Source organism: Nocardia sp. NPDC056564 (genome assembly GCF_042793755.1).
Classification (GTDB): Bacteria; Actinomycetota; Actinomycetes; order Mycobacteriales; family Mycobacteriaceae; genus Nocardia.
The window spans coordinates 1-18,262 of sequence record NZ_JBHTUR010000023.1 but is presented as its reverse complement, the minus strand read 5'-3'; the positions used below and the strand labels follow the sequence as shown (position 1 = coordinate 18,262).

26 protein-coding genes are annotated in these 18,262 nt (G+C 64.2%); 6 read left to right on the top strand and 20 right to left on the bottom strand.

The features are described from left to right. Nucleotides 1-46 precede the first annotated feature (46 nt). The gene (locus tag ACFQ9K_RS37970) at nt 47-418 is read right to left on the bottom strand and encodes a MerR family transcriptional regulator (RefSeq protein WP_378717773.1); all 372 of its coding nucleotides are present in this window, start codon (nt 416-418) and stop codon (nt 47-49) included. A gap of 59 nt (nt 419-477) precedes the next feature. On the opposite strand from ACFQ9K_RS37970, the gene ACFQ9K_RS37965 reads away from it, so the two are divergent. Continuing rightward, nucleotides 478-1,239, top strand: coding sequence for an alpha/beta fold hydrolase (locus tag ACFQ9K_RS37965; protein ID WP_378717775.1), 762 nt, complete (start codon nt 478-480; stop codon nt 1,237-1,239). A gap of 99 nt (nt 1,240-1,338) precedes the next feature. Here the strand turns inward: ACFQ9K_RS37965 and ACFQ9K_RS37960 are convergent, their stop codons facing one another. Beyond that, nucleotides 1,339-1,509: a hypothetical protein gene (locus tag ACFQ9K_RS37960; RefSeq protein WP_378717776.1), complete on the bottom strand. Its 171-nt coding sequence runs from the start codon at nt 1,507-1,509 to the stop codon at nt 1,339-1,341. A 108-nt stretch (nt 1,510-1,617) separates the two neighbouring features. Next, nucleotides 1,618-1,956, bottom strand: a complete 339-nt coding sequence (locus ACFQ9K_RS37955; protein ID WP_378717777.1) for a hypothetical protein — start codon at nt 1,954-1,956, stop codon at nt 1,618-1,620. Between the two features lie 130 nt (nt 1,957-2,086). Here ACFQ9K_RS37955 and ACFQ9K_RS37950 point away from each other — a divergent pair, with 130 nt between their 5' ends. Together ACFQ9K_RS37950 and ACFQ9K_RS37945 are read left to right on the top strand one after the other, a co-directional pair. Further along, nucleotides 2,087-3,481 carry an acyl-CoA dehydrogenase family protein gene (locus ACFQ9K_RS37950; RefSeq protein ID WP_378717778.1) on the top strand — a complete coding sequence of 465 codons (1,395 nt, stop codon included), beginning with the start codon at nt 2,087-2,089 and terminating at the stop codon, nt 3,479-3,481. Nucleotides 3,482-3,588: 107 nt separating this feature from the next. Beyond that, nucleotides 3,589-4,818, top strand: coding sequence for an acyl-CoA dehydrogenase family protein (locus tag ACFQ9K_RS37945; protein ID WP_378717781.1), 1,230 nt, complete (start codon nt 3,589-3,591; stop codon nt 4,816-4,818). Nucleotides 4,819-4,896: 78 nt separating this feature from the next. Here the strand turns inward: ACFQ9K_RS37945 and ACFQ9K_RS37940 are convergent, their stop codons facing one another. The 13 genes from ACFQ9K_RS37940 to ACFQ9K_RS37880 are packed head-to-tail and all read right to left on the bottom strand — an operon-like array spanning nt 4,897 to nt 13,039. Then, the gene (locus ACFQ9K_RS37940) at nt 4,897-6,177 is read right to left on the bottom strand and encodes a tyrosine-type recombinase/integrase (RefSeq protein WP_378717782.1); all 1,281 of its coding nucleotides are present in this window, start codon (nt 6,175-6,177) and stop codon (nt 4,897-4,899) included. Next, nucleotides 6,177-6,362 carry a helix-turn-helix transcriptional regulator gene (locus tag ACFQ9K_RS37935; RefSeq protein ID WP_378717783.1) on the bottom strand — a complete coding sequence of 62 codons (186 nt, stop codon included), beginning with the start codon at nt 6,360-6,362 and terminating at the stop codon, nt 6,177-6,179. Before ACFQ9K_RS37935 ends, ACFQ9K_RS37940 begins: the two co-directional genes overlap by 1 nt. A gap of 12 nt (nt 6,363-6,374) precedes the next feature. After that, nucleotides 6,375-8,069: a replication initiator gene (locus ACFQ9K_RS37930; RefSeq protein ID WP_378717785.1), complete on the bottom strand. Its 1,695-nt coding sequence runs from the start codon at nt 8,067-8,069 to the stop codon at nt 6,375-6,377. After that, nucleotides 8,063-8,401 (bottom strand): hypothetical protein, encoded by a 339-nt coding sequence (locus tag ACFQ9K_RS37925; RefSeq protein ID WP_378717786.1) that lies wholly within the window; start codon nt 8,399-8,401, stop codon nt 8,063-8,065. Before ACFQ9K_RS37925 ends, ACFQ9K_RS37930 begins: the two co-directional genes overlap by 7 nt. Continuing rightward, nucleotides 8,398-8,772, bottom strand: coding sequence for a hypothetical protein (locus ACFQ9K_RS37920; RefSeq protein ID WP_378717788.1), 375 nt, complete (start codon nt 8,770-8,772; stop codon nt 8,398-8,400). The genes ACFQ9K_RS37925 and ACFQ9K_RS37920 overlap by 4 nt, the downstream gene beginning before the upstream one ends. After that, on the bottom strand, nt 8,769-9,098 hold the full coding sequence (locus ACFQ9K_RS37915) for a hypothetical protein (RefSeq protein ID WP_378717789.1): 330 nt from the start codon (nt 9,096-9,098) through the stop codon (nt 8,769-8,771). Before ACFQ9K_RS37915 ends, ACFQ9K_RS37920 begins: the two co-directional genes overlap by 4 nt. After that, a complete protein-coding gene (locus ACFQ9K_RS37910) occupies nt 9,095-9,751 on the bottom strand; it encodes a DNA methylase (RefSeq protein WP_378717790.1) in 657 nt (218 codons plus the stop codon). Before ACFQ9K_RS37910 ends, ACFQ9K_RS37915 begins: the two co-directional genes overlap by 4 nt. After that, the gene (locus tag ACFQ9K_RS37905; protein ID WP_378984289.1) at nt 9,748-11,064 is read right to left on the bottom strand and encodes an FtsK/SpoIIIE domain-containing protein; all 1,317 of its coding nucleotides are present in this window, start codon (nt 11,062-11,064) and stop codon (nt 9,748-9,750) included. The genes ACFQ9K_RS37910 and ACFQ9K_RS37905 overlap by 4 nt, the downstream gene beginning before the upstream one ends. Next, nucleotides 11,061-11,279, bottom strand: a complete 219-nt coding sequence (locus ACFQ9K_RS37900) for a hypothetical protein (RefSeq protein ID WP_378720590.1) — start codon at nt 11,277-11,279, stop codon at nt 11,061-11,063. The genes ACFQ9K_RS37905 and ACFQ9K_RS37900 overlap by 4 nt, the downstream gene beginning before the upstream one ends. Then, entirely contained in the window at nt 11,276-11,617 is a 342-nt protein-coding gene (locus ACFQ9K_RS37895; protein WP_378984286.1) for a hypothetical protein, read from the bottom strand. Before ACFQ9K_RS37895 ends, ACFQ9K_RS37900 begins: the two co-directional genes overlap by 4 nt. After that, a complete protein-coding gene (locus ACFQ9K_RS37890) occupies nt 11,614-12,420 on the bottom strand; it encodes a hypothetical protein (protein WP_378984283.1) in 807 nt (268 codons plus the stop codon). The genes ACFQ9K_RS37895 and ACFQ9K_RS37890 overlap by 4 nt, the downstream gene beginning before the upstream one ends. Next, nucleotides 12,420-12,662, bottom strand: a complete 243-nt coding sequence (locus tag ACFQ9K_RS37885; protein ID WP_378720593.1) for a hypothetical protein — start codon at nt 12,660-12,662, stop codon at nt 12,420-12,422. The genes ACFQ9K_RS37890 and ACFQ9K_RS37885 overlap by 1 nt, the downstream gene beginning before the upstream one ends. Continuing rightward, nucleotides 12,662-13,039, bottom strand: coding sequence for a hypothetical protein (locus tag ACFQ9K_RS37880; protein ID WP_378984281.1), 378 nt, complete (start codon nt 13,037-13,039; stop codon nt 12,662-12,664). Before ACFQ9K_RS37880 ends, ACFQ9K_RS37885 begins: the two co-directional genes overlap by 1 nt. Before the next feature lie 191 nt (nt 13,040-13,230). Here ACFQ9K_RS37880 and ACFQ9K_RS37875 point away from each other — a divergent pair, with 191 nt between their 5' ends. Continuing rightward, nucleotides 13,231-14,046 carry a GntR family transcriptional regulator gene (locus ACFQ9K_RS37875; protein WP_378727210.1) on the top strand — a complete coding sequence of 272 codons (816 nt, stop codon included), beginning with the start codon at nt 13,231-13,233 and terminating at the stop codon, nt 14,044-14,046. Between the two features lies 1 nt (nt 14,047). Beyond that, complete coding sequence (locus ACFQ9K_RS37870) at nt 14,048-14,818, top strand: glycosyltransferase (protein ID WP_378727209.1); 771 nt, start codon at nt 14,048-14,050, stop codon at nt 14,816-14,818. A 541-nt stretch (nt 14,819-15,359) separates the two neighbouring features. On the opposite strand, the gene ACFQ9K_RS37865 is transcribed toward ACFQ9K_RS37870, so the two are convergent. From ACFQ9K_RS37865 to ACFQ9K_RS37850, 4 genes are all read right to left on the bottom strand, one after another. Continuing rightward, nucleotides 15,360-15,527, bottom strand: a complete 168-nt coding sequence (locus tag ACFQ9K_RS37865) for a hypothetical protein (protein ID WP_378727091.1) — start codon at nt 15,525-15,527, stop codon at nt 15,360-15,362. A gap of 82 nt (nt 15,528-15,609) precedes the next feature. Next, on the bottom strand, nt 15,610-16,461 hold the full coding sequence (locus ACFQ9K_RS37860; protein WP_378727093.1) for a class I SAM-dependent methyltransferase: 852 nt from the start codon (nt 16,459-16,461) through the stop codon (nt 15,610-15,612). Nucleotides 16,462-16,480: 19 nt separating this feature from the next. After that, nucleotides 16,481-16,819, bottom strand: a complete 339-nt coding sequence (locus ACFQ9K_RS37855) for a VOC family protein (protein ID WP_378727095.1) — start codon at nt 16,817-16,819, stop codon at nt 16,481-16,483. Between the two features lie 26 nt (nt 16,820-16,845). Beyond that, entirely contained in the window at nt 16,846-16,995 is a 150-nt protein-coding gene (locus ACFQ9K_RS37850; RefSeq protein ID WP_378727097.1) for a ribbon-helix-helix protein, CopG family, read from the bottom strand. A 637-nt stretch (nt 16,996-17,632) separates the two neighbouring features. On the opposite strand from ACFQ9K_RS37850, the gene ACFQ9K_RS37845 reads away from it, so the two are divergent. Then, nucleotides 17,633-18,262: hypothetical protein (locus ACFQ9K_RS37845; protein ID WP_378727099.1), on the top strand; the 630-nt coding region annotated here is incomplete at its 3' end.

Genomic DNA, 18,262 nt, shown 5'->3' with positions numbered 1-18,262 from the left:
AGCACGATTCCGCTGCTCGGCACCGGAGATTGTCCGGCAGGGCCGGTCACCGGGCGGCCGGCTCTACCGCTCTGATCGAAGCGCGCTGCACGGCAAGCAATTCGCGCTGGCGTTCGAGTGCGGCGATCCGGTGGTCCAGGTCGCTCTGCCGGCTCTCGACCACGCCCACGGACTTGTCGCAGGCCTGAATCCACTTGTCGGCGTGGTCGATCGCACAGGGCAGCAAGCTGCGGATGTCTTCGGTGGACAGGCCCGCGGCCAGCATGTCGCGGATGCGGCCCACCCGTTCCGGTGCGTCCTCGGCATACGAGCGATAGCCGAGCGAATCGCGCTGCGGTTGCAGCAGCCCCTGCTCCTCGTAGTACCTGAGCAGCCGGGTGCTCACCGACGTGCGGCGGGCCAGTTCGCCGATCAGCATATGACCTGCCTCACCCTCGCCTTGCCTTCACACTCATGTGAATTCCTAACTTGGCGGGCATGACAGCAATTCCCCTGCGGACCACCGTGCACGGCACCGGCCCCGGTCTCGTCCTCGCTCACGGTGCGAGCGGCACCATCGAGACCAACTTCGGCGCCCTTATCCCGGAGCTCGCCGCGACGCACACCGTGGTCGCCTCCGACTATCCGGACAACGACCACCCGCTCACCCTCGATGGTCTGGCCGACGCGCTGGTCGCGGCGGCGGTCGCGGCCGGGGTCGAGACCTTCACCATGCTCGGCTACTCACTCGGCTCGGCGGTCGCGGTCCGTGCCGCGGTGCGGCATCCGGAGCGCGTCGGCGGTTTGCTGCTGGCGGCGGGATTCGCCAAGCCGGACAATCGAGCTCGGCTCGCCGTGCAGAACTGGCAGGCCCTGATCGATCGGGGGGACACCGCAGGCTTCGCGCGCCTCGGCCTTTCGCTGGCGTTCAGTACCGGCTATCTGAACAGTCTGCCCGCCGAACTCGTCGACGAACTCGTCCGCGCCGGTGCGACATCCATTCCCGGCGGCACGCGGCAGCAGGCCGCCCTGGTCGACATCGTGGACACCACCGCCGATCTGGCTCGCGTCGCCGTGCCGACCCTGGTCGTCAACGCGACCGAGGATCTGCTGATCGACCCGGCGAACTCGAGGTTCCTCGCCGAGTCCATCCCCGGTGCGGAGTACGCGGAGATCCCCGCCGGGCACGTCCTCATGCTGGAACAGCCCGACCAGTGGCGAAAGACCGTCGAAGAATTCCTCACCCGCCATCAGCTCTGACCTCGACGCATCGACGAACGGGACATGGTGGCGGCATTCGTCGAGTGGATGCTCAGCCATGTCCCGTTCGATGGCGGGTTTAGGCGGGGGGGGTTCAGCCTAGGTGTTTGGTCTGTGGCAGGCGAGCGCCAACAGCGGTCCGATCAGCCCGAACTGCAAGAGCACGAACATGATCGGCGAATCCGGGGTACCCGAGGAACCGCCCGCGATCGCGCGGCTCATCTGCCACTGCGGCCATCCGTTGCGCGCCTGCCACATCAGATACGGCACCAGGATCCCGGTGCCGGTCGGCCTCGTCGGATGTGCCGATCGCCCGGATCAGCTTCAACACAACCAGCGACAGCACAGACCACGCGGCCAGATCGAACACCGCGGTGCTCAACAGGTGGCCGGTCCCATGAGCACCGCCGCACTCGCCGTCGCGGCGGCGGCCAGTGCCTGCGCGCCCCGACCGCCGCCGAACTCCCGCGCCATCAGCTCCGCGCACACCACCACCAGGGTGGCCGCGAGCACCGCGGGCAGTCGCAGCAGGAATAACGAATCGGGATCGATCATCGCCATCGCCTCGGCGACGAGCGGCGTTAGTGGGGGCTGATCCGGGTACCCCCACGAGAGGTGGCGACCGGCCGCCAGGAAGTACAACTCGTCGCGGTGATACCCATAGCGGGGCGCACAGGCGACCAGGGCAACGGCAAAGAGCACCGCGACAATGGGCACCCGTCCAGCCTGGCGCGGATACGCGGCGTATGCTGCACCTCGACGCGGTTCTTACTCTGGAGTAAGATAGTCTTACTCAGGAGTAAGATAGCCGGGGCCAAGACCTCACCCCACCCACCCGAGAAAACAGGTGATGATGAGCACTCGAGACAGCGCAACGAAGCGAAGTCCAGACACGTCCGCAGTCGGCCTCAGCCACCCCAAGCGGGACTGGATGGGCGCGGCCATGCGGGTGATGACGACCATTACCGGGTCGGAGCTCGCCGAGAAGTACAACCTGCGCAAGCCGATCGAGCGAGTCACCTACGAAGGCACCAAGACCGGTTTCCGCACGCTCGGCGCCGCGACCCGGGCCTTCGCCAAGGTCACCGGAAACGGTCAGCCGAAGCGGCTCGCGCCGAACGAGTCGAAGACGAAGGACTTCTTCGACCTCACGCCGAGCGACGAGCAGCAGATGATCGTCGAGACGGTGCGGGAGTTCTCCGAGGAGATCCTGCGCCCGGCCGCCTACGACGCCGATGCCGCCGCGAAGGCCCCGCGCGACCTGCTCGAGCGCGCCGCCCAGCTCGGCATCACGCTGATCAACGTCCCCGAGGAGCTGGAAGGCGCGGCCGCCGAGCGCGGCGCGGTCACCAACTCGCTTGTGGCCGAGGCGCTTGCGCACGGTGACATGGGCCTGGCGCTGCCGATCCTCGCGCCGAGCGGGGTCGCGGTCGCGCTGTCGCAGTGGGGCACCGACGCCCAGCAGAAGACCTACCTGCCCGCCTTCACCGGCGAGAACGTGCCGCAGGCCTCCGTGGTGATCAGCGAGCCGCGCGCGCTGTTCGATCCGTTCGCGTTGCAGACCAAGGCCGTTCGCTCGCCCAGCGGCTACCGGATCTCCGGTGTGAAGAGCCTGGTGCCCGCCGCCGCGGATGCCGAGCTGTTCCTGATCGCCGCCGAACTCGACGGCCGCCCTTCGCTTTTCATCGTTCCGTCGGACACCCCCGGGCTGGTGGTCGAGGCCGACCCGAGCATGGGCCTGCGCGCCGCCGGTCTCGGCCGGCTGCTGCTCGACAACGTCGCGGTCGGCGCCGAGGCGATCCTGGGCGACGGTGACGCCAAGCAGCGCGCCGAGGACTACGCCGACGCCGTGCGGCTGGCCCGCCTCGGCTGGGCCTCGCTCGCCGTCGGCACCGGTCAGGCCGTGCTGGACTACGTGATTCCGTACGTGAACGAGCGCGAAGCGTTCGGCGAGCCGATCTCGCACCGGCAGGCGGTCGCCTTCATGGTCGCCAACATCGCGATCGAGCTCGACGGCCTGCGGCTGGTCACGCTGCGCGGCGCCTCGCGCGCGGAGCAGGGTCTGTCCTTCGCCAGGGAGGCCTCGCTGGCCCGGAAGCTGGCCACGGACAAGGGGATGCAGATCGGCCTGGACGGCGTGCAGCTGCTCGGCGGCCACGGCTTCACCAAGGAACACCCGGTCGAGCGCTGGTACCGCGATCTGCGGAGCATCGGCGTCGCCGAGGGTGTCGTGCTCATCTAACCGGCCTGTTCCTTACTTTCCGCGGTGTGAGCGTCAGGCCCGGAGGAGGCCGCGCAGCATAACCACGTAGGGCCAGCGAGCACCGCCATTCCACGCAGGAGACCCCCATGATCAATCTCGAACTCCCCAAGAAGCTGCGGGCCAGCGCAAACCAGGCCCATCAGGTCGCGACCGAGATCTTCCGGCCGATCTCGCGCAAGTACGACCTCGCCGAGCACGAGTACCCGGTCGAGCTGGACACCATGGCCGCCATGGTGGAGGGCCTCGCCGACTCCGGCACTCAGAAGATCGGCGGCGCGGCCGGCGGCCGCGAGGACGACAGCGAGTCGGACGCGCACGCCACCGAGCTGCTCGGAAACAGCAACGGCGGCAACATGTCCGCGCTGCTGAACGCCCTGGAGACGTCCTGGGGCGACGTCGGCCTGATGCTGTCCATCCCCTACCAGGGCCTGGGCAACGCGGCCATCGCGGCCGTCGCCACCGACGAGCAGCTGAAGCGGTTCGGCAAGGTGTGGGCCTCGATGGCGATCACCGAGCCGTCGTTCGGTTCCGACTCCGCCGCCGTCTCCACCACCGCCGTGCTGGACGGCGACGAGTGGGTGCTCAACGGCGAGAAGATCTTCGTCACCGCCGGTCAGCGGTCCACCCACATCGTGGTGTGGGCGTCGGTGGACAAGAGCCTCGGCCGCGCGGCGATCAAGTCGTTCGTCGTGCCGCGCGACGCTCCGGGTCTGTCGGTGGCCCGGCTCGAGCACAAGCTCGGCATCAAGGCCTCCGACACCGCCGTGCTGCTGCTGCAGGACTGCCGGATCCCGAAGGACAACATCCTCGGCAGCCCGGAAGTCAACGTGGAGAAGGGTTTTGCCGGGGTCATGCAGACCTTCGACAACACCCGTCCGCTGGTGGCCGCGATGGCGGTCGGCGTGGCCCGCGCCGCGCTCGAGGAGCTGCGCGCCATCCTGACCGACGCCGGTGTGGAGATCTCCTACGACACCCCGCCGAACAACCAGCACGCCGCGGCCGCCGAATTCCTGCGCATGGAAGCCGATTACGAGGCCGCCTACCTGCTGTCGCTGCGCGCCGCGTGGATGGCCGACAACAAGAAGCCGAACTCGCTCGAGGCATCGATGTCCAAGGCCAAGGCCGGCCGCACCGGCACCGACGTCTCGCTCAAGGCCGTCGAACTGGCCGGCACCATCGGCTACTCGCAGCGCACCCTGCTGGAGAAGTGGGGCCGCGACTCGAAGATCCTGGACATCTTCGAAGGCACCCAGCAGATCCAGCAGCTCATCGTCGCTCGCCGGATCCTCGGCAAGACCAGCGCCGAGCTGAAATAGTCTGGTAGACAACGGAAAACCGGTGTCGGACCGTTTAAGGTCTGGCACCGGTTTTCTGTTCTCCGCCGTGGTTTGCATCTAGATCATCTCTTGCTGGGCCGTCACTGGGCCGTCATCAGTTCGAAGCGACCACTGGGCCGATGCTGCGTCGACGGCTTGGCGGGCACGCTCATTGCTGCTCGGGAGCAAGTGCGTGTAGACGCGCAGTGTGAACCCTGGGTCTTCATGTCCGAGGTACTCGGCCAACTCGGTGACCGACACACCGCGTTCGAGGAGCTTCGATGCGTAGTAGTGGCGCAGGCCGGTGTGCATGCCGTCAGCGCGGGTTCGATAGGTCAAGCCTGCCTTGGCGAACGCCGGTTTCCACACCACCTTGTTGAACAGGTCGCCGCTCATGGTTCCGCCGGCATCGTTGGTGATCAGCAGCGGCACCGTGACCAGTTCACCATCCGCAGTCGCCCATGGCAGTGTGACGGGCATAGGCGGAAATTCTTCCATGTGCTGATCGATGGAGTCCAAGACCGATTGCGACAGCGGAACATAGCGTGTCTTCTCCCGCTTGGGCAGTGCGAACATGAGCGCACCTTTGACGTATTTCACCTGTCGCTGAATATGTATCGTCATCGCCTCCCGATCGATGTCGTCGGGAGAGAACGCGAGCAGCTCACCTTGTCGCGGACCGAGGCCGGCGCCGACGGGAACGACGATCGAGTACCGGTCGCCTATTTTGGTCAGACCCTGCCGGACCGACGCCACACGATCATCGGGCCAGATAACAACTTTCGGGCTTCGTGCCACCGGCCTACGAACGGTTTTGGCCTGGCACGGATTTACCCGGATGAGCTTGTCATCAACTGCCGAATCCAGGACGCCGGACACCATGCCGAACAACACGTACATGTAGTTGTCCGCGTACTTCTTTTCCTCCAGTTCAGCTACCCAATCGCGGATGGTCGACGGAGATATCCGGCCTACCGGCTTGTTGCCGAACGTCGGGTAGATGCGAGATTCCAGGCGACTTCGCAGTGTCTCCCGTGTTGCCGGGTCGGGTGATTGTGCCTTGTACCAGCTCTCCGCTTGTTGCCGAAAGGTCTTCCGCGAGGCCCGTGGGTCGATGTACTTGCCGTCGAGCTTGTCGGATTCAACTTCGATAATGAAGTTGTCGGCCTTCGCTTTTTGCCGGTCCGGGAATGACTTCGAGCGCTCTACGCCATCCGGATCGATGTAGCGAACCCGGTACCGCAGGCCACGCCCGAATCGCTCGGTCTTCTCCATGACGGGCTTGCCACGACCATTCACGATCACCTGGCCTTTCTCGTCACGTTTAGGTTGCCACCAGCGGTCATCTACGTGCCCCATCAGGCAGCCTCTTCCAGGTCGGCCCAGGCACGCAATCGTGCAGGGTTGTAGCGCAGATGCCGGCCAACCTTGCGGACCGGCGGCCCCTCCCCCGTCCATTTCCATTGGTACAGCGTCTTCACCGGCACCCCGAGGAAATACGACACCTCCTCAACCGTCCACAGCCGATTCTCTGGCAGCTCCATTACTCCCCCCTCTCATGCTGCTTGCTGATTTGGCGACGGTTCTTGCGGTCCTGGCGGATTGGCAGCAAGCAGGGCCATGGTGTATTCGGCGCGCCAGGTAGTGCGTTGCCCGATGGCGGCGAGGATCAGGTGTTCACGTGGCGGTACTTGCTGGTCTCCGGGTTCGACCGGCGTGACGCGCAGGTGGGAGGTGTCAGGCTTCTCGATGCCGACATCGGCGAGCAGTTGCCGAACGAATTCGGCACGGTCGGCTTTGTGGTCGGGCAGGGTCTTGCCGGTCCAGCGACGTGAGACCAGTACGCGCCGACCGGGAAGTCCGAGGGTGTCTCGGCGGTGGGCTTTGCCTCGACAGCGACCCGGAATCGTCTTGGCGGTGGCGCCTTTGGGGATGATGCCGTATCGCAGCCACACCGGGCACCGGGGCGAGCACGGGGTATGGCGGAGTTCGGCATGGAGCCGGTCGTAATGGACGGCAGCGCGAACCGATTGGGGTTCAACGATTTCGGCGATGGACTTGGTCAGGTACTTGGTGACGTAGGCGATGGTGCGGTCGGCCTTCTCGCCGGGAACAAGTCCTTGGATGTGCCGAGGGTCGACCTGCACGCCGAAGCGCATCGTGTGTGCCGGCGCGAGGTCATCGACAGCATCCATGGTGTCGAGTGCCTGATCCCAGCTGGTCAACGGCCGTCGGGTACGCGGATCGAGGAAGGTGGCTTTGTCCTGGTCCCAGACAGGCATGCTGTCGCCCGTGTAGACCTCGTGGTCGAAGTGCGGCCACCACACTTGGTGGTAGGTGGCTTCAGTGACTTTGATGACCAGCTCACGCGGCAGGTCGGTGCGCACGAGAACGTGTACGTGTGGTGCGCCGCGTTTCTGGGGTTCGACCACGGTGAAGTACTGCAAGTCCCTACCGACGGCGCGGCGCATGTTCTGTACCCAGCGGTCGAACAGCTTGCCGAAGTGCACGATGTCGCGGGCGGCGCGGGTGTAGTCGTAGTCATCGGGTCGGCGCGGTGAACCATCCGAGCAGGTCTTGCCGGCCACGTCCTTGGCACCCTCGCGGTTGATCGCACCGTAGGAGGGCAGAGTGAGGGTGATCAGCATGCCAGGTCGATGCTTGCCCGCGTAGGCATCACGAATCGTGTTGCGCGACACCTTTTTCCGGGGAAGACTCGGCGCATCATGCAACCGGCGAGTCGAGCGCGTCCGACGTTTACGCAGCTGAGGTTCCAGCGCAGGCAACGGGCCACGCAACCCGGTATCACGCAGATCGCTATCCACGACAGCCACGGCAGCGGCGATATCAGCCATCCGTTCTTCGTCACCGTCAGCCTTGGCCGCCTGATAGTCGTTGAACAGATCTGCTCGCGCGGCAAGAATTTTGCGCTGCCAGTCGGTGGTTTCGCGTCGTTCATCGACCGGTTCGTGATCGAGGTGCCAACCCTCGCGGCACTGTGCCATGCGCAAGTGGCGAGCCTGTTTCGCACACGCCGGGCACACCGACTCCACCGTCGATTTGCACGGAGCGGCGATGTAAGACACCGTCCACGTACGTGGATCTTCCACCCGCATCGGGATCGGCCGCTTGCACACCCCGAAGTTCTCGGCGGTGGCTTGAGCGACCTCCAGGAACGACGGTTTCGCGCGCCGTTGAGCAGCCGTCTCCCGGACCGGAGCGGCTTGCTCGGTGTTGGTGTCGGTCACCATAGCTCTAGTCCTTTCTGGAGTGAATCAGCGTGGTAGAAGAGCAGTTCGACGGTGGCGGGTCCGACCAGTTCAGCCCGGCAGTGATCGGCACCGAATGCCGCGGCGAGGTCGAGGGTGCGGCAGTGCCAGTCGGCGGGACACTGACCAGGCAGCATCCGCGCCAGCACGGAATCGATATCGGTGCCGACATCGACGCGTAACCGCTCCGGAATGGCGATCACGTCGGCGGTGCGGGTGACAAGGTGGCAGGCGGTGAGTTCACGTGCCCAGCAACGGCCGTAGCGCCACCAGCCCAGCAACCAGTCTTGTGGACGCGTGGTGAGTGTGGTCATCGGTTCCCCCTGGGTGTGTCGAACAGCGACAGTTGATCAGCGTCAACGGGCTTGGGCCGCTTGGGTGTTCGCCGTGGCTTGGCCGCGGCGGCAGCGACTATCGGATTGATCCGGCGAGCTGATGCGGTCCGGCCGATCCTGAGCCGGGTGTCGGCGTCGACGAAGCGGGAGAACCGGGACGAGGTCGGTACCAGTTCCCAGCCCTCGCGAGTGCGGGTCCTGGCATCGGCCGGCGTGTGACGGACCTGCCGGATTGCCATCGGCCCACCACGTACGGGCCGGTCGTTGATCTCGTAGAGGACATCACCGGGCTGCACACGCCCGGCGGTGAGCACGTAGAAGAACATCGGTTCAGGTGCGGTAACGGTCATGACGGAACCTCGCTATCCAGGACACCGCAACGGCTGCAAGCCCGAGCCGGAGCCGAGCCGTCGAGAAGCCGCTTCAGCGACGGGCGAACCTCGGGGAAGCGATGTCCGTTGCGGTCGCAGAAGTCCGCGGCGATGCAGCCGTCGCACCAGATCCGGTCACCGTCATAGACCCAGCCAACCCGGCGAGCGGCACCGGTCATCAGGTACGACGCTGCTTGCTGTTCGGAGTCGAAACAGATTGATTCCGAACCGTTCTCGGTGTAGATCTCTCCGCACAAGTCGCAGTGAACGACGGTGTGGTTCTCGGTCACGAATCCGCGCTTCATGCCGCCACCGCCTTCCCGGCGTCCAGGTGGCTCAGCAGCTGAGCGCCGAGGAAGCGGGTGTAGGCCGGCGGAATTGCTTCACGCAGGCCCTCGCGGCTCATCCACGATGCGCCCATGGCTTGGCGGGCTTGAGCGACACCGGAGAAGTTCCCGACGACATGCATGAACTCCCCGGGTTGGGGTGGGCGGCCCATCTTCGTCAACGGCAGCTCGTGAGCGGGATGAGCCGGGACCGTCAGCTGGACATTCGATTCGAACAACCGGTGCCGGTAGGTGCGCAATCCTTCGAACATGGCCCCGCACAGGGTGATCGGGTTGAGCAGGGGCGCATCTTCGACGTTCTCGATCACATACGGCCGGCCACTCGCGACGAGCACATCCCTGATCTGGGTGATCAGGTCCGGGTGCGTGCGGTTGTAGATCCGCTGGGCCTTGCTGTGTGCTTGGCACGGCGGGGACGCGTGCACGATATCGAAGGCCCAGCCATGGCGTGCGGCGTAGTCCACCGCGTCGGCCTGGATGAACCGGAACGGGTACCGCGGCTGTGCTTCGATATCGACACCTACGACGTCGAAATCGGCCAGGTGATAGCCCATGCCGGCACCACCCTGCTTGCAGAACAGATCCAGCAGGATCGGACGCGTGGTAGTCATGCCGCCACCGATCCATCTCCGAGGTCATCGGGATCGAAGGTCGACGGATCGAAGTCGTCATCAGGTTCGGCTGCGGCACTGATGTTTTCGTGCCGGGGCGCGAACTGGTCGACCATGGCGGCGATGTCATCGTCGGTGACCAGGTAGAACCGGACACGGGTCAACTCGCGCGAGCCGTCTTGCTCGATGTAGCCGACACCGGGTGTGTAGGAGGAGATTTCGTCGCACTCCGCGCCACGATCACGAGCCCCAGCACCGAAGACCATGCCGATCTGGGTGGGTTCGGCCAGCCGCAGGCCCATCCGCAGCGGGAACAGCTGCCGTTGGGGCATGTTCTCCTTGGACGGGTCCTGGATGAACGCGAACACCGAAATCGCGGTTGCGCGAGCCTGCGTCAGCAGCAACCCGAGCAGCTCATCCAAGCGTGTCTTGGTTTTGGGATCGGCGTAGGCCGACAAGGCCGCGAACTCATCGATGATCAGGAAGATCAACGGTTCATCGGTGGTCGGGATATGTTTGCGCAGTTTGGCTTTCATCAGCTTGGCTTGCCGTTCCCGCATCACCGCCACGGCTTCTTCCAGCAACGCGAGGATGTCTTCGGCGTTCTGGTAGGCGAAGCGGACGAACAATTCCTTGCCGGGGCTGAACTCGACACCGCCCTTGGGATCGATGCCCCACAAGTCCACGAACCCGGCACGGATAGCGGGAGCCAGGCCGGCGACCAGCGACCAGATGATCGAGCCCTTGCCCGAGCCAGTGAGCCCGGCACCGATGCCGTGGGTGTAGAGCACCGGGATACCGACCCGTTCACCGTCTTCGGTGATGCCGGCGGGGACCGCCTTCAGGTCTACGTCGTTGGAGACCCAACCCGGCAACGCTGCCGGGGCCGCGAGCGTGTCGAACACCCGCAGCTGAAGACGGACCACCCCCGGAGCAGGCAACGACACTGTCACCTTCTCCACACCGAGCACCTGAGCGAACGCATCACGGGTCTCCTCGTTCGACCACTTCTTGCGCGACTGGCCGGCCAGCATCACGAACACGGCGTCGATGCCGTGGCGGGTGTAGTCGTAGCGCTCCAACGGTGGAAACCCCGTCTCGACCGAACCGAGCTTGAGCGCTTGAAGCATCAGGTTGGTTTGCAGCGGATCAGCCAGCACCGACACAGCCGGCCGCAACGGTGGCGGGGCGCTGTCGATGATCTGTTGCAGGGTCAGCAGCTTCGGTGCGTGGATGGTGACGCAGGACCGCAGGAAGGTCCCGATGGCGACCGCACTACCGGTGGCGAGGAACAGGGGCAGGATCGTGCTCACATCAGCCCCCGCAACGGCTCGAACGACAGCGATACCGAATGCTCAGCGAGGACGTTGGGCAGCACGTAGGTCAGGGTGCGGGCGTCTTCGAGGCTGAGCTGGATTTCGGTTCCGCCGACGAGGAACGACATACGCGCCGCCGACTCGACCGGCTGAAATGGTGATGCTGCAACGTATTTCACGTTCCGCAGGTCTCCACTGATCGGAGTAGTCATTGCGGTTCACCCCACGCAGGCTCATCGCAGAACATCACGCAGCCACGCGCAACGGCTATGGGCTTCGGCTTGGGCTGCGGTGCACGGGGTGACTCGCACTTCCAGAGTCGGATGTTGATCCCGGGAGGCGGCTCGGCGCAGTTCGCGTCGTTGAACGAGGGCTTCGGGACGTCTTCGCAGAACATCACGCACCCGCCAGGAGCACCGCTCTGATACGACACTGGCTGCGGGGTCCGGTCTGCGGTCAGCAGGATCGCGGTAGCCAGCGCGGCCGTGGCCGGAACCCCGAGCACGACGGCCAGGAATGACGGGCTGGAAGAGAAGTTGAAGGTGATCATCGGTTGCCCCCCAGGGCGGGAATCGCGAGCGGCAACATCGGCTGCACCGGACGCTCAGGTCGAGCAGATTGGACAGGTGTGGGTGTCGACGGGCGCGGTTGCCCGGTCTGTTCCACCACAGGCTTCGGTGCGTACTTCGCCGCAGTAGCAGGCGAGATCCTTAGCGCCGCACCGATTTCGGCGTAGGTGGCTCCCTCGGCACGCAGTTCGACCGCGCGGGCGACCTTCGCCGGATCGCGACGAGTGGTTCGCCGCTTCGCTGGCACCGGTCGCGACACGGGCACCGGGACTACCTCGGTAGCCGGAACCGCCTCGGCCGCAACGGGTTCGGTGAGGTCGTTGTCGCGGGTGATCATGTGAGCGAGGGTTGCGCCCATGCCGAGAACGGCCGGCGGGACGCACGCCACCAGCACGACTACCGGCCACGGAGCCGTAGCCCAGCGCGCAGCCTGCATCAAGTGGTAAGCGACCTGACCGACGCCACCGAGGATCAACGCACCCAGGGCACTCCACTTGGCGTAAGCGCGAGTGCCAGGATTGGCGATAGTGCCGTTCAGCCATACGTGCAGGGCGTAGGAGGCGTAGGTTTCCATGCCGATCGGCAGCGTGATCGCGGTATTGATCGTGAAGTTGTCGGCGATACCCGGAAGCGGTTGTACCTCACCGAAACCGGTCATCGTGCCGAGCCCGACCCAGCCGGACCAGATCGCAACGAACGCCGGAAGCGCCAGCAACAGCACGGGCCACGAACGAATTCGCTTCTCCGGCTTGCCATTCTGATCCGGCTTGGGTCGGTAGAACATCAGGCCACCGCCCTCGGCTCATCCTCGGACAGGTACTCGGCGTAGTCGTGCTGAGCCAGCACGTTCGGCAGCGCCTCCGCCAGATCGTGCGCATCGGCGATATCGAGCACGATCCGGACCGAGCCGAGCTGGAACACCACCTGAGGCGGAAGGCTCCCGAGCTTGCGACCGTGGGACCGCTCGTACCGCAGCCCATGCAGCTCACCGCCCACCGTCGCGGGGGTCATGACGAACGAGGTCATCACGCAGCCGCCTTCCGGTCACGCGGAGCCGACGCCGAATGATCGCCAGGCGCAACAGTTCCCGAGTTATCGCCCTTGAACCCGGTCGCCCGGATCGACCAGCCGATGCTCTTGAACTCACCCGAGCCGGCCATCTTCGGCTTGATCTGCAAGCCCTCCAGCTCGACCAGCATCACGTTCTCCGAGAACTGTGTACCGACCGGAACCGGCTGCACATCCGCCAGGAAGATCACGTCGAACGACGAGTCCTTCGAACCCATCCCCGAGGGATCGGCCACCGTCCCCTTCCACAACCGCTTGCCCGTGCCGTTGCCGTCGTCATCCAGATCGACCTTCTGACGCTTACGCGCATTGCGGTCCCGGTTGAACTCGGTCATCGGTTCCACGGTGCCCATGAACAGCAACTTCGACGGGAACGCCTCATTGAAATCGGGGCGGAACCACACATCCTTCAAAGCCATCTCATCTCCTAGTGTCGTCATGTCCTCTATAGGACTGATCTAAATACATCATGAGGACATACCTGCATGAAGTCAAGACCTAATGAGGACTTAAGATGGAGGGATGGATGAACATGGAGGCAGATCCGATGCCAGCTAAATACGAGCTAATTGCCGACGCCCTGCGTCAGCAGATCCACGCGGGAGAGCTAAGTCCTGGCGATCGCGTTCCAGGGGAAGCGGCCCTGACGGAGCAGTACCGTGTCAGCGTGCCGACCGTTCGCCAGGCGCTGGCCGTTCTGCGTCACGAAGGATTGATCGAGGCGAAGCATGGGGTTGGAACCTACGTGCGAGCGCCTCGCATCAAGGTCCGTCGCACCGACGAGAGGCACCAGTGGGAGAAGAACCGCGTGCGAGAGCCTGAATCGGTCCGAAGGTCGACTGGCGCAACCGAATACGACACAGGTCTATCGATGCCAGATCTAAGCTTCAGTGCTCGCTACTCGACATCAGAAGCGACTGATGATCTTGCCGATGCGTTTGCCGTACCGGCCGGCACCAAACTTCTCCAACGCGACTACCGAACCCAATATCGTAGTGAAGACTCACCTTTCAGCTTGGTTCGCTCGTACTTGATCTACGAGGTCGCTGAAGCGAACCCAGATCTTCTCGATGGCGACAACGAGCCTTGGCCTGGCGGTACACAACACCAGTTGTCCACGATCGGCATCGAACTTGCGAGCATTACCGAAGAAGTCCACGCACGGATGCCGACTCAGGCTGAAGCCGAGGAGCTCGGTATCCCGACGACCGGTGTCGCGATATTCGATCTACGTAGAATCGCGATCGACGTGAACGGGCGTGTAGTTGAGGTGGCTGACATCGTCCTGCCCGGGGATCGTAGCGAACTCGTGTACACCACCAAATTGAGTCGATGGAGCTGAAATGGAACGCCTGATTTCAGTCATAACACCGGTCTACAATCCGGACCCTGCCCACTTGAAAGCAGCATGTGACTCCGTCCTATCGCAGCAGCTTCCTCCCGGATGGTCTCTGGAGTGGGTACTCCAGGAAGACGGCAACTCCGGTGTTGTAGGCGAACTTCTGCGCGGCGTCGACAACCGCATTCGAGTGCACACGGGTCGACGGGGCGGAGTCGCACTCACTAGGAATATGGCACTCGCCAACTCCGGCGGTGAACTCGTCAAGAATCTTGATGCTGACGATATTCTCACACCGGGGGTCCTCACGAGAGACATCGAGACTCTGACATCCGACGACGAAATCGCCTGGACCACATCACGATTGCTTGACCTGCTTCCTGACGGGTCGACCGTCGGATTCGACAACGACCCTCCGCACGGCAAGCTAATTCCCGGCTCAGTGTTGGAGCATTGGCGCAGCCACAACTTCAGACTCCCGGTTCATCCAACGACGATCTGCATTCGCCGCCCCTTAGTTGTCGCACTGGGTGGTTGGATGGGTGTCCCAGGCTCAGATGACACGGGCATGCTTATTGCAGCGAGCATTCTGGCAACAGGCTTCTTCAACAGTGAGATCGGGCTCCTTTATCGGAAGTGGCCAGGTCAGGAGACCGCCAAGCAGGAGCATCAGCACCAAGACGAATGGAATGCTCGCATGGCGCTGATCAACGAGCGAGCGGACGGGCTCCTAGCGATGGTCGCGGCTAACGGCCCGTACCCTGCCGCAAGGTAATTCGGCAACGATCCGCTCAATACCGTTCACGGGTTGTTGCCGAATTTGGCCATACAGGATCAAGAGCGGCGGCCCTACGGGCCGCCGCCGCCGCGCTCGCGCCGCACACAGCCGGGCACCTCGTCGTACCTCCTCGGCACCCGGAGCGTCGACCGCGTCGGCGGCAGCCCTTCAGGCCATCCGCAACCTGATGCCTAACGGCTCACTTCTTCAAGATCCCCGAATCTGCCAGCCGAGGAAGCCGCGGTTACGTCTACAGATCGACGTGGTTGCGCTGGGTGCCCGCCTCCTCATGGCCCCATGATCTGACTTCGCACCGGGAGAGTAAAGGGCGCTTCGCGTCGCTACGCGATGCCTACGGCACCCTTGACTATCCCTCCCTCAGCACAGGATGGCCGGTATGAGGAAGCGGGTGATCTAGGTGGCGGATAGACAACCTATCCGCAGAAGAGCTGGGCCGTCTCTGGGCCGTGGGACGCCCGAAATACGCCAGAACCGCCGAGAAGTGGTGAGATGACCGACCGCAGCTCAGGACCGGTTTTCATGGTCTTTCCCCATAACGCCATATGCCGGCCGGAAGATCCTGGACATCTTCGAAGGCACCCAGCAGATCCAGCAGCTCATCGTGGCCCGCCGGATCCTCGGCAAGACCAGTGCCGAGCTGAAGTAGCAAGGTAGACAACGGAAATCCGGTGCGAGTCAGGTTCACGACTCGCACCGGATTTTCTTTTCGCCGATGTACCTTCGCCACAGTGACGTACGGCCGGAGGCCTGTGTGCGTAGCGGCCGGCCTATGTGGTGGCGAGCAGGAAGTCCTCGCCGCTCGACGGGCGGAGGCCGTCGGTTCGGTTCGCGAAGTAGCGGTCGGCCAGGTCGGTTCCTGAAACATGGTGCGCGTCAGAGAAACCGGCTTCCTTGGCGGTGTCCAGCATTTCCTGTGGGGCGTAGAAGCTGATGAAGGGGGTGCCGGCGGCGCGGGCGCCCTTTTCGGACATTTGGAGGCCGGCGCGGTCTGCTTCGGCGAGGTGGTCGGGTGGCAGCAGGAAGGTCATTGCCACTGTTGATCCGGGGGCGAGCCGCGCCAGCTGACGCAGGGTGGACGCGTTGGTTTCTTTGGTGAGGTACATGGTCACGCCGGTGGAGGCCACGACTGCGGGGCGGTCGGGATCGAAACCAGCCGCCCTCAATTGCTCCCACCAGGATTGGTTCGCTTCGAAATCGACTGGCACCAAACGCAACCGGTCGGAGATTCCGTAACCGAGCTCGATCAGGCGCTGCCGCTTCCAGGCTTGGGTGGCGGGCTGTTCGATCTCGAAAAGTGTCAGGCGGGAGGCGATCTCGGGCCTGCGCTGAGCGAAGGTATCCAAACCCGCTCCCAAGATGACGTATTGGGTGACGCCGTGGCCCACCTGCTCGACCACCAGGTCCTCGACGAAACGGGCGCGCGAGACCATCGACGCCCGAAACCTGCTGGTGCCAACGGGATCCATGTCCGGACGGCTGCGCCAGTCATCTTCGGGGGCGATGAGTCGCACGCCGATTTCGTCCACCAGAACATGCGGCGGCGGGTCGACCCGGACATGCATCGCCCGCCACAGCGCGACTCGTACCGCGGTGTTGTCCGGCACCCGCTCGTCTGTCATGAGATGTCCCTCTTTCCGATCACTTCCCGGCCTGCACGCTCCACAGCCGCCCATCCGGGTCGCGGACGGTCATTTCCCTTGTCCCGTAGTGAGTTTCCGCCAGCGGCGTGACCACCTCGACGGCCGCGTCGGAGGCAAGCGCGTCCGTATCGGCCGCCTTCAGCACGAGTTGCATTCCGGGCTCCTTGGCCTCGGGGACCTCGGCGATGAAAATGTATGGGCCGTCGCCATTTCGGAGCTGGCCGGAACTGTGATCGGTCTCGAATTCCAGTTCGTAGCCCAGCGCCTGGAAGAACTTGGCCGCCTTGCCCCAGTTGTGCGTCTCCAGGAACACGGCCTCAATGCCATTGGTCGTCATCAGGATTCCTTGTCTGTCGAGTGCCGCTATTCGTCGGCGTCGTCGAGGTAGGCACGCAGCGCCGCGGCGACCAGCGCCGACAGCGAGAGCCCCGACTCGATGGAGTGGTGCTTGACCTGCTTGATCAGCCCGACCGGCAGGTACACGTTGAACTGCTTGATCTCCTCGTCGCCCACGCTAGGATGCTAGCATCCTAGAAAGCTAAGCGCTACGGCTCGTTTTCGCCGAGGAAGACACACCACAGGACGCCCGGAACTACCTGCACACAGGCGCGAAGGCTTGGTAAGATCGGCTCATCACGAGAGTGATGCCGAGCGGTAGGACCGCTGCGCGAACAGCGGCCCTACCTGGTGGGTTATCTAGCCAGCCAAACTCGGCGGACCAGGATGAGCGCCCCGGCGATTACGACAGCAGCTGCAAGCGTGATGCCGTAATCGACCGGGGCCTTGCTCTTCCTTCGGCGATGTTTCGCCATCCCCCACCACCTCCTCCCTGGGCGCGATGTTTGGACCGTGTCCATCGCCCCTCGGGAGGAAGTGGCACCACAATACCTGGGTCCAGCAACAACTTTCGGCGCGATTCGCAAACTAGTGCGAATGCCTGTGTTTCACTTTTCGGCCTTTCGTGCACCGGTCGATAGTCGGCCGTTACGTCACTGCCAATCTTTCGTCGAAGACACGCAACTCTCCGAGATCCCCTTGGCCCGAACGGGACACGTTCGGGCGGATAGTGGACCGGGCAGGAAAACGCTGGCAACGTAATGGCCTGCGAAATTCTTTCGAGCTATACCAGACCTTCGAGGAGCAACTGGATATGGAACGACTGAGTGTGACGCGTCGTCTGGCTACCGTTTTCGCCGCGACCGCGGTGGTAGCGAGTGTTTTCGCGGGGAATGCCGGTGCGGAACCGGCGGCCGTGGATTTGGCTGGGGCCGCGCAGAAGCTGCGGGCGGCGGCCGCGGGGAATCCGGCGGCCGAGCAGGCGGTGGATCGGCTGATGACCTCCGGGCAGGTGATCAAGGCGGGACGGGTGGCTTTGCCCGCGCAGCCGTTCCAGATTCCGGCGCAATCGGATATCGGACGCGGTGACGGGCCGGGCGTGTACGGCTCCGGTATCGCACTGGGCCTGGACGGGTTCCGGTTCGGATTCTTCGGCGGGCCGGGCACTATCGCGCCGAATCAGAGTGGCGCGAAACTGGAAGTGCTGTGGATCAATCTTTCCAATGGACGCAGCGGTACCGAGGTGCTCAACGAGCACGTCGACATTCCGGTGGACACCACGATCCGCACCCGCCCGCTCGACACCGGCGGCGGCATGATCGTGGCCGCGGTGTACGGCAGCCTGTGGCACCGCTGGTCGGTACCGGTGAGCGATGCGAACCCGGACGGATACCAGTACCAGCTCGGCACGATCTCGGTGCCTTCGTTCGGCGCCGTCTACAAC

Excerpts from the sequence above, each read along its gene's own strand:
- ACFQ9K_RS37930 (WP_378717785.1), bottom strand. The coding sequence starts at position 8,069 with ATGGTGACCGACACCAACACCGAGCAAGCCGCTCCGGTCCGGGAGACG.
- ACFQ9K_RS37885 (WP_378720593.1), bottom strand. The coding sequence starts at position 12,662 with ATGACCTCGTTCGTCATGACCCCCGCGACGGTGGGCGGTGAGCTGCAT.
- ACFQ9K_RS37940 (WP_378717782.1), bottom strand. The coding sequence starts at position 6,177 with ATGGGGCACGTAGATGACCGCTGGTGGCAACCTAAACGTGACGAGAAA.
- ACFQ9K_RS37895 (WP_378984286.1), bottom strand. The coding sequence starts at position 11,617 with ATGATCACCTTCAACTTCTCTTCCAGCCCGTCATTCCTGGCCGTCGTG.
- ACFQ9K_RS37970 (WP_378717773.1), bottom strand. The coding sequence starts at position 418 with ATGCTGATCGGCGAACTGGCCCGCCGCACGTCGGTGAGCACCCGGCTG.
- ACFQ9K_RS37925 (WP_378717786.1), bottom strand. The coding sequence starts at position 8,401 with ATGACCACACTCACCACGCGTCCACAAGACTGGTTGCTGGGCTGGTGG.
- ACFQ9K_RS37935 (WP_378717783.1), bottom strand. The coding sequence starts at position 6,362 with ATGGAGCTGCCAGAGAATCGGCTGTGGACGGTTGAGGAGGTGTCGTAT.
- ACFQ9K_RS37890 (WP_378984283.1), bottom strand. The coding sequence starts at position 12,420 with ATGTTCTACCGACCCAAGCCGGATCAGAATGGCAAGCCGGAGAAGCGA.
- ACFQ9K_RS37910 (WP_378717790.1), bottom strand. The coding sequence starts at position 9,751 with ATGACTACCACGCGTCCGATCCTGCTGGATCTGTTCTGCAAGCAGGGT.
- ACFQ9K_RS37965 (WP_378717775.1), top strand. The coding sequence starts at position 478 with ATGACAGCAATTCCCCTGCGGACCACCGTGCACGGCACCGGCCCCGGT.
- ACFQ9K_RS37870 (WP_378727209.1), top strand. The coding sequence starts at position 14,048 with ATGGAACGCCTGATTTCAGTCATAACACCGGTCTACAATCCGGACCCT.
- ACFQ9K_RS37900 (WP_378720590.1), bottom strand. The coding sequence starts at position 11,279 with ATGACTACTCCGATCAGTGGAGACCTGCGGAACGTGAAATACGTTGCA.
- ACFQ9K_RS37945 (WP_378717781.1), top strand. The coding sequence starts at position 3,589 with ATGATCAATCTCGAACTCCCCAAGAAGCTGCGGGCCAGCGCAAACCAG.
- ACFQ9K_RS37880 (WP_378984281.1), bottom strand. The coding sequence starts at position 13,039 with ATGACCGAGTTCAACCGGGACCGCAATGCGCGTAAGCGTCAGAAGGTC.
- ACFQ9K_RS37915 (WP_378717789.1), bottom strand. The coding sequence starts at position 9,098 with ATGAAGCGCGGATTCGTGACCGAGAACCACACCGTCGTTCACTGCGAC.
- ACFQ9K_RS37860 (WP_378727093.1), bottom strand. The coding sequence starts at position 16,461 with ATGACAGACGAGCGGGTGCCGGACAACACCGCGGTACGAGTCGCGCTG.
- ACFQ9K_RS37875 (WP_378727210.1), top strand. The coding sequence starts at position 13,231 with ATGAACATGGAGGCAGATCCGATGCCAGCTAAATACGAGCTAATTGCC.
- ACFQ9K_RS37920 (WP_378717788.1), bottom strand. The coding sequence starts at position 8,772 with ATGACCGTTACCGCACCTGAACCGATGTTCTTCTACGTGCTCACCGCC.
- ACFQ9K_RS37855 (WP_378727095.1), bottom strand. The coding sequence starts at position 16,819 with ATGACGACCAATGGCATTGAGGCCGTGTTCCTGGAGACGCACAACTGG.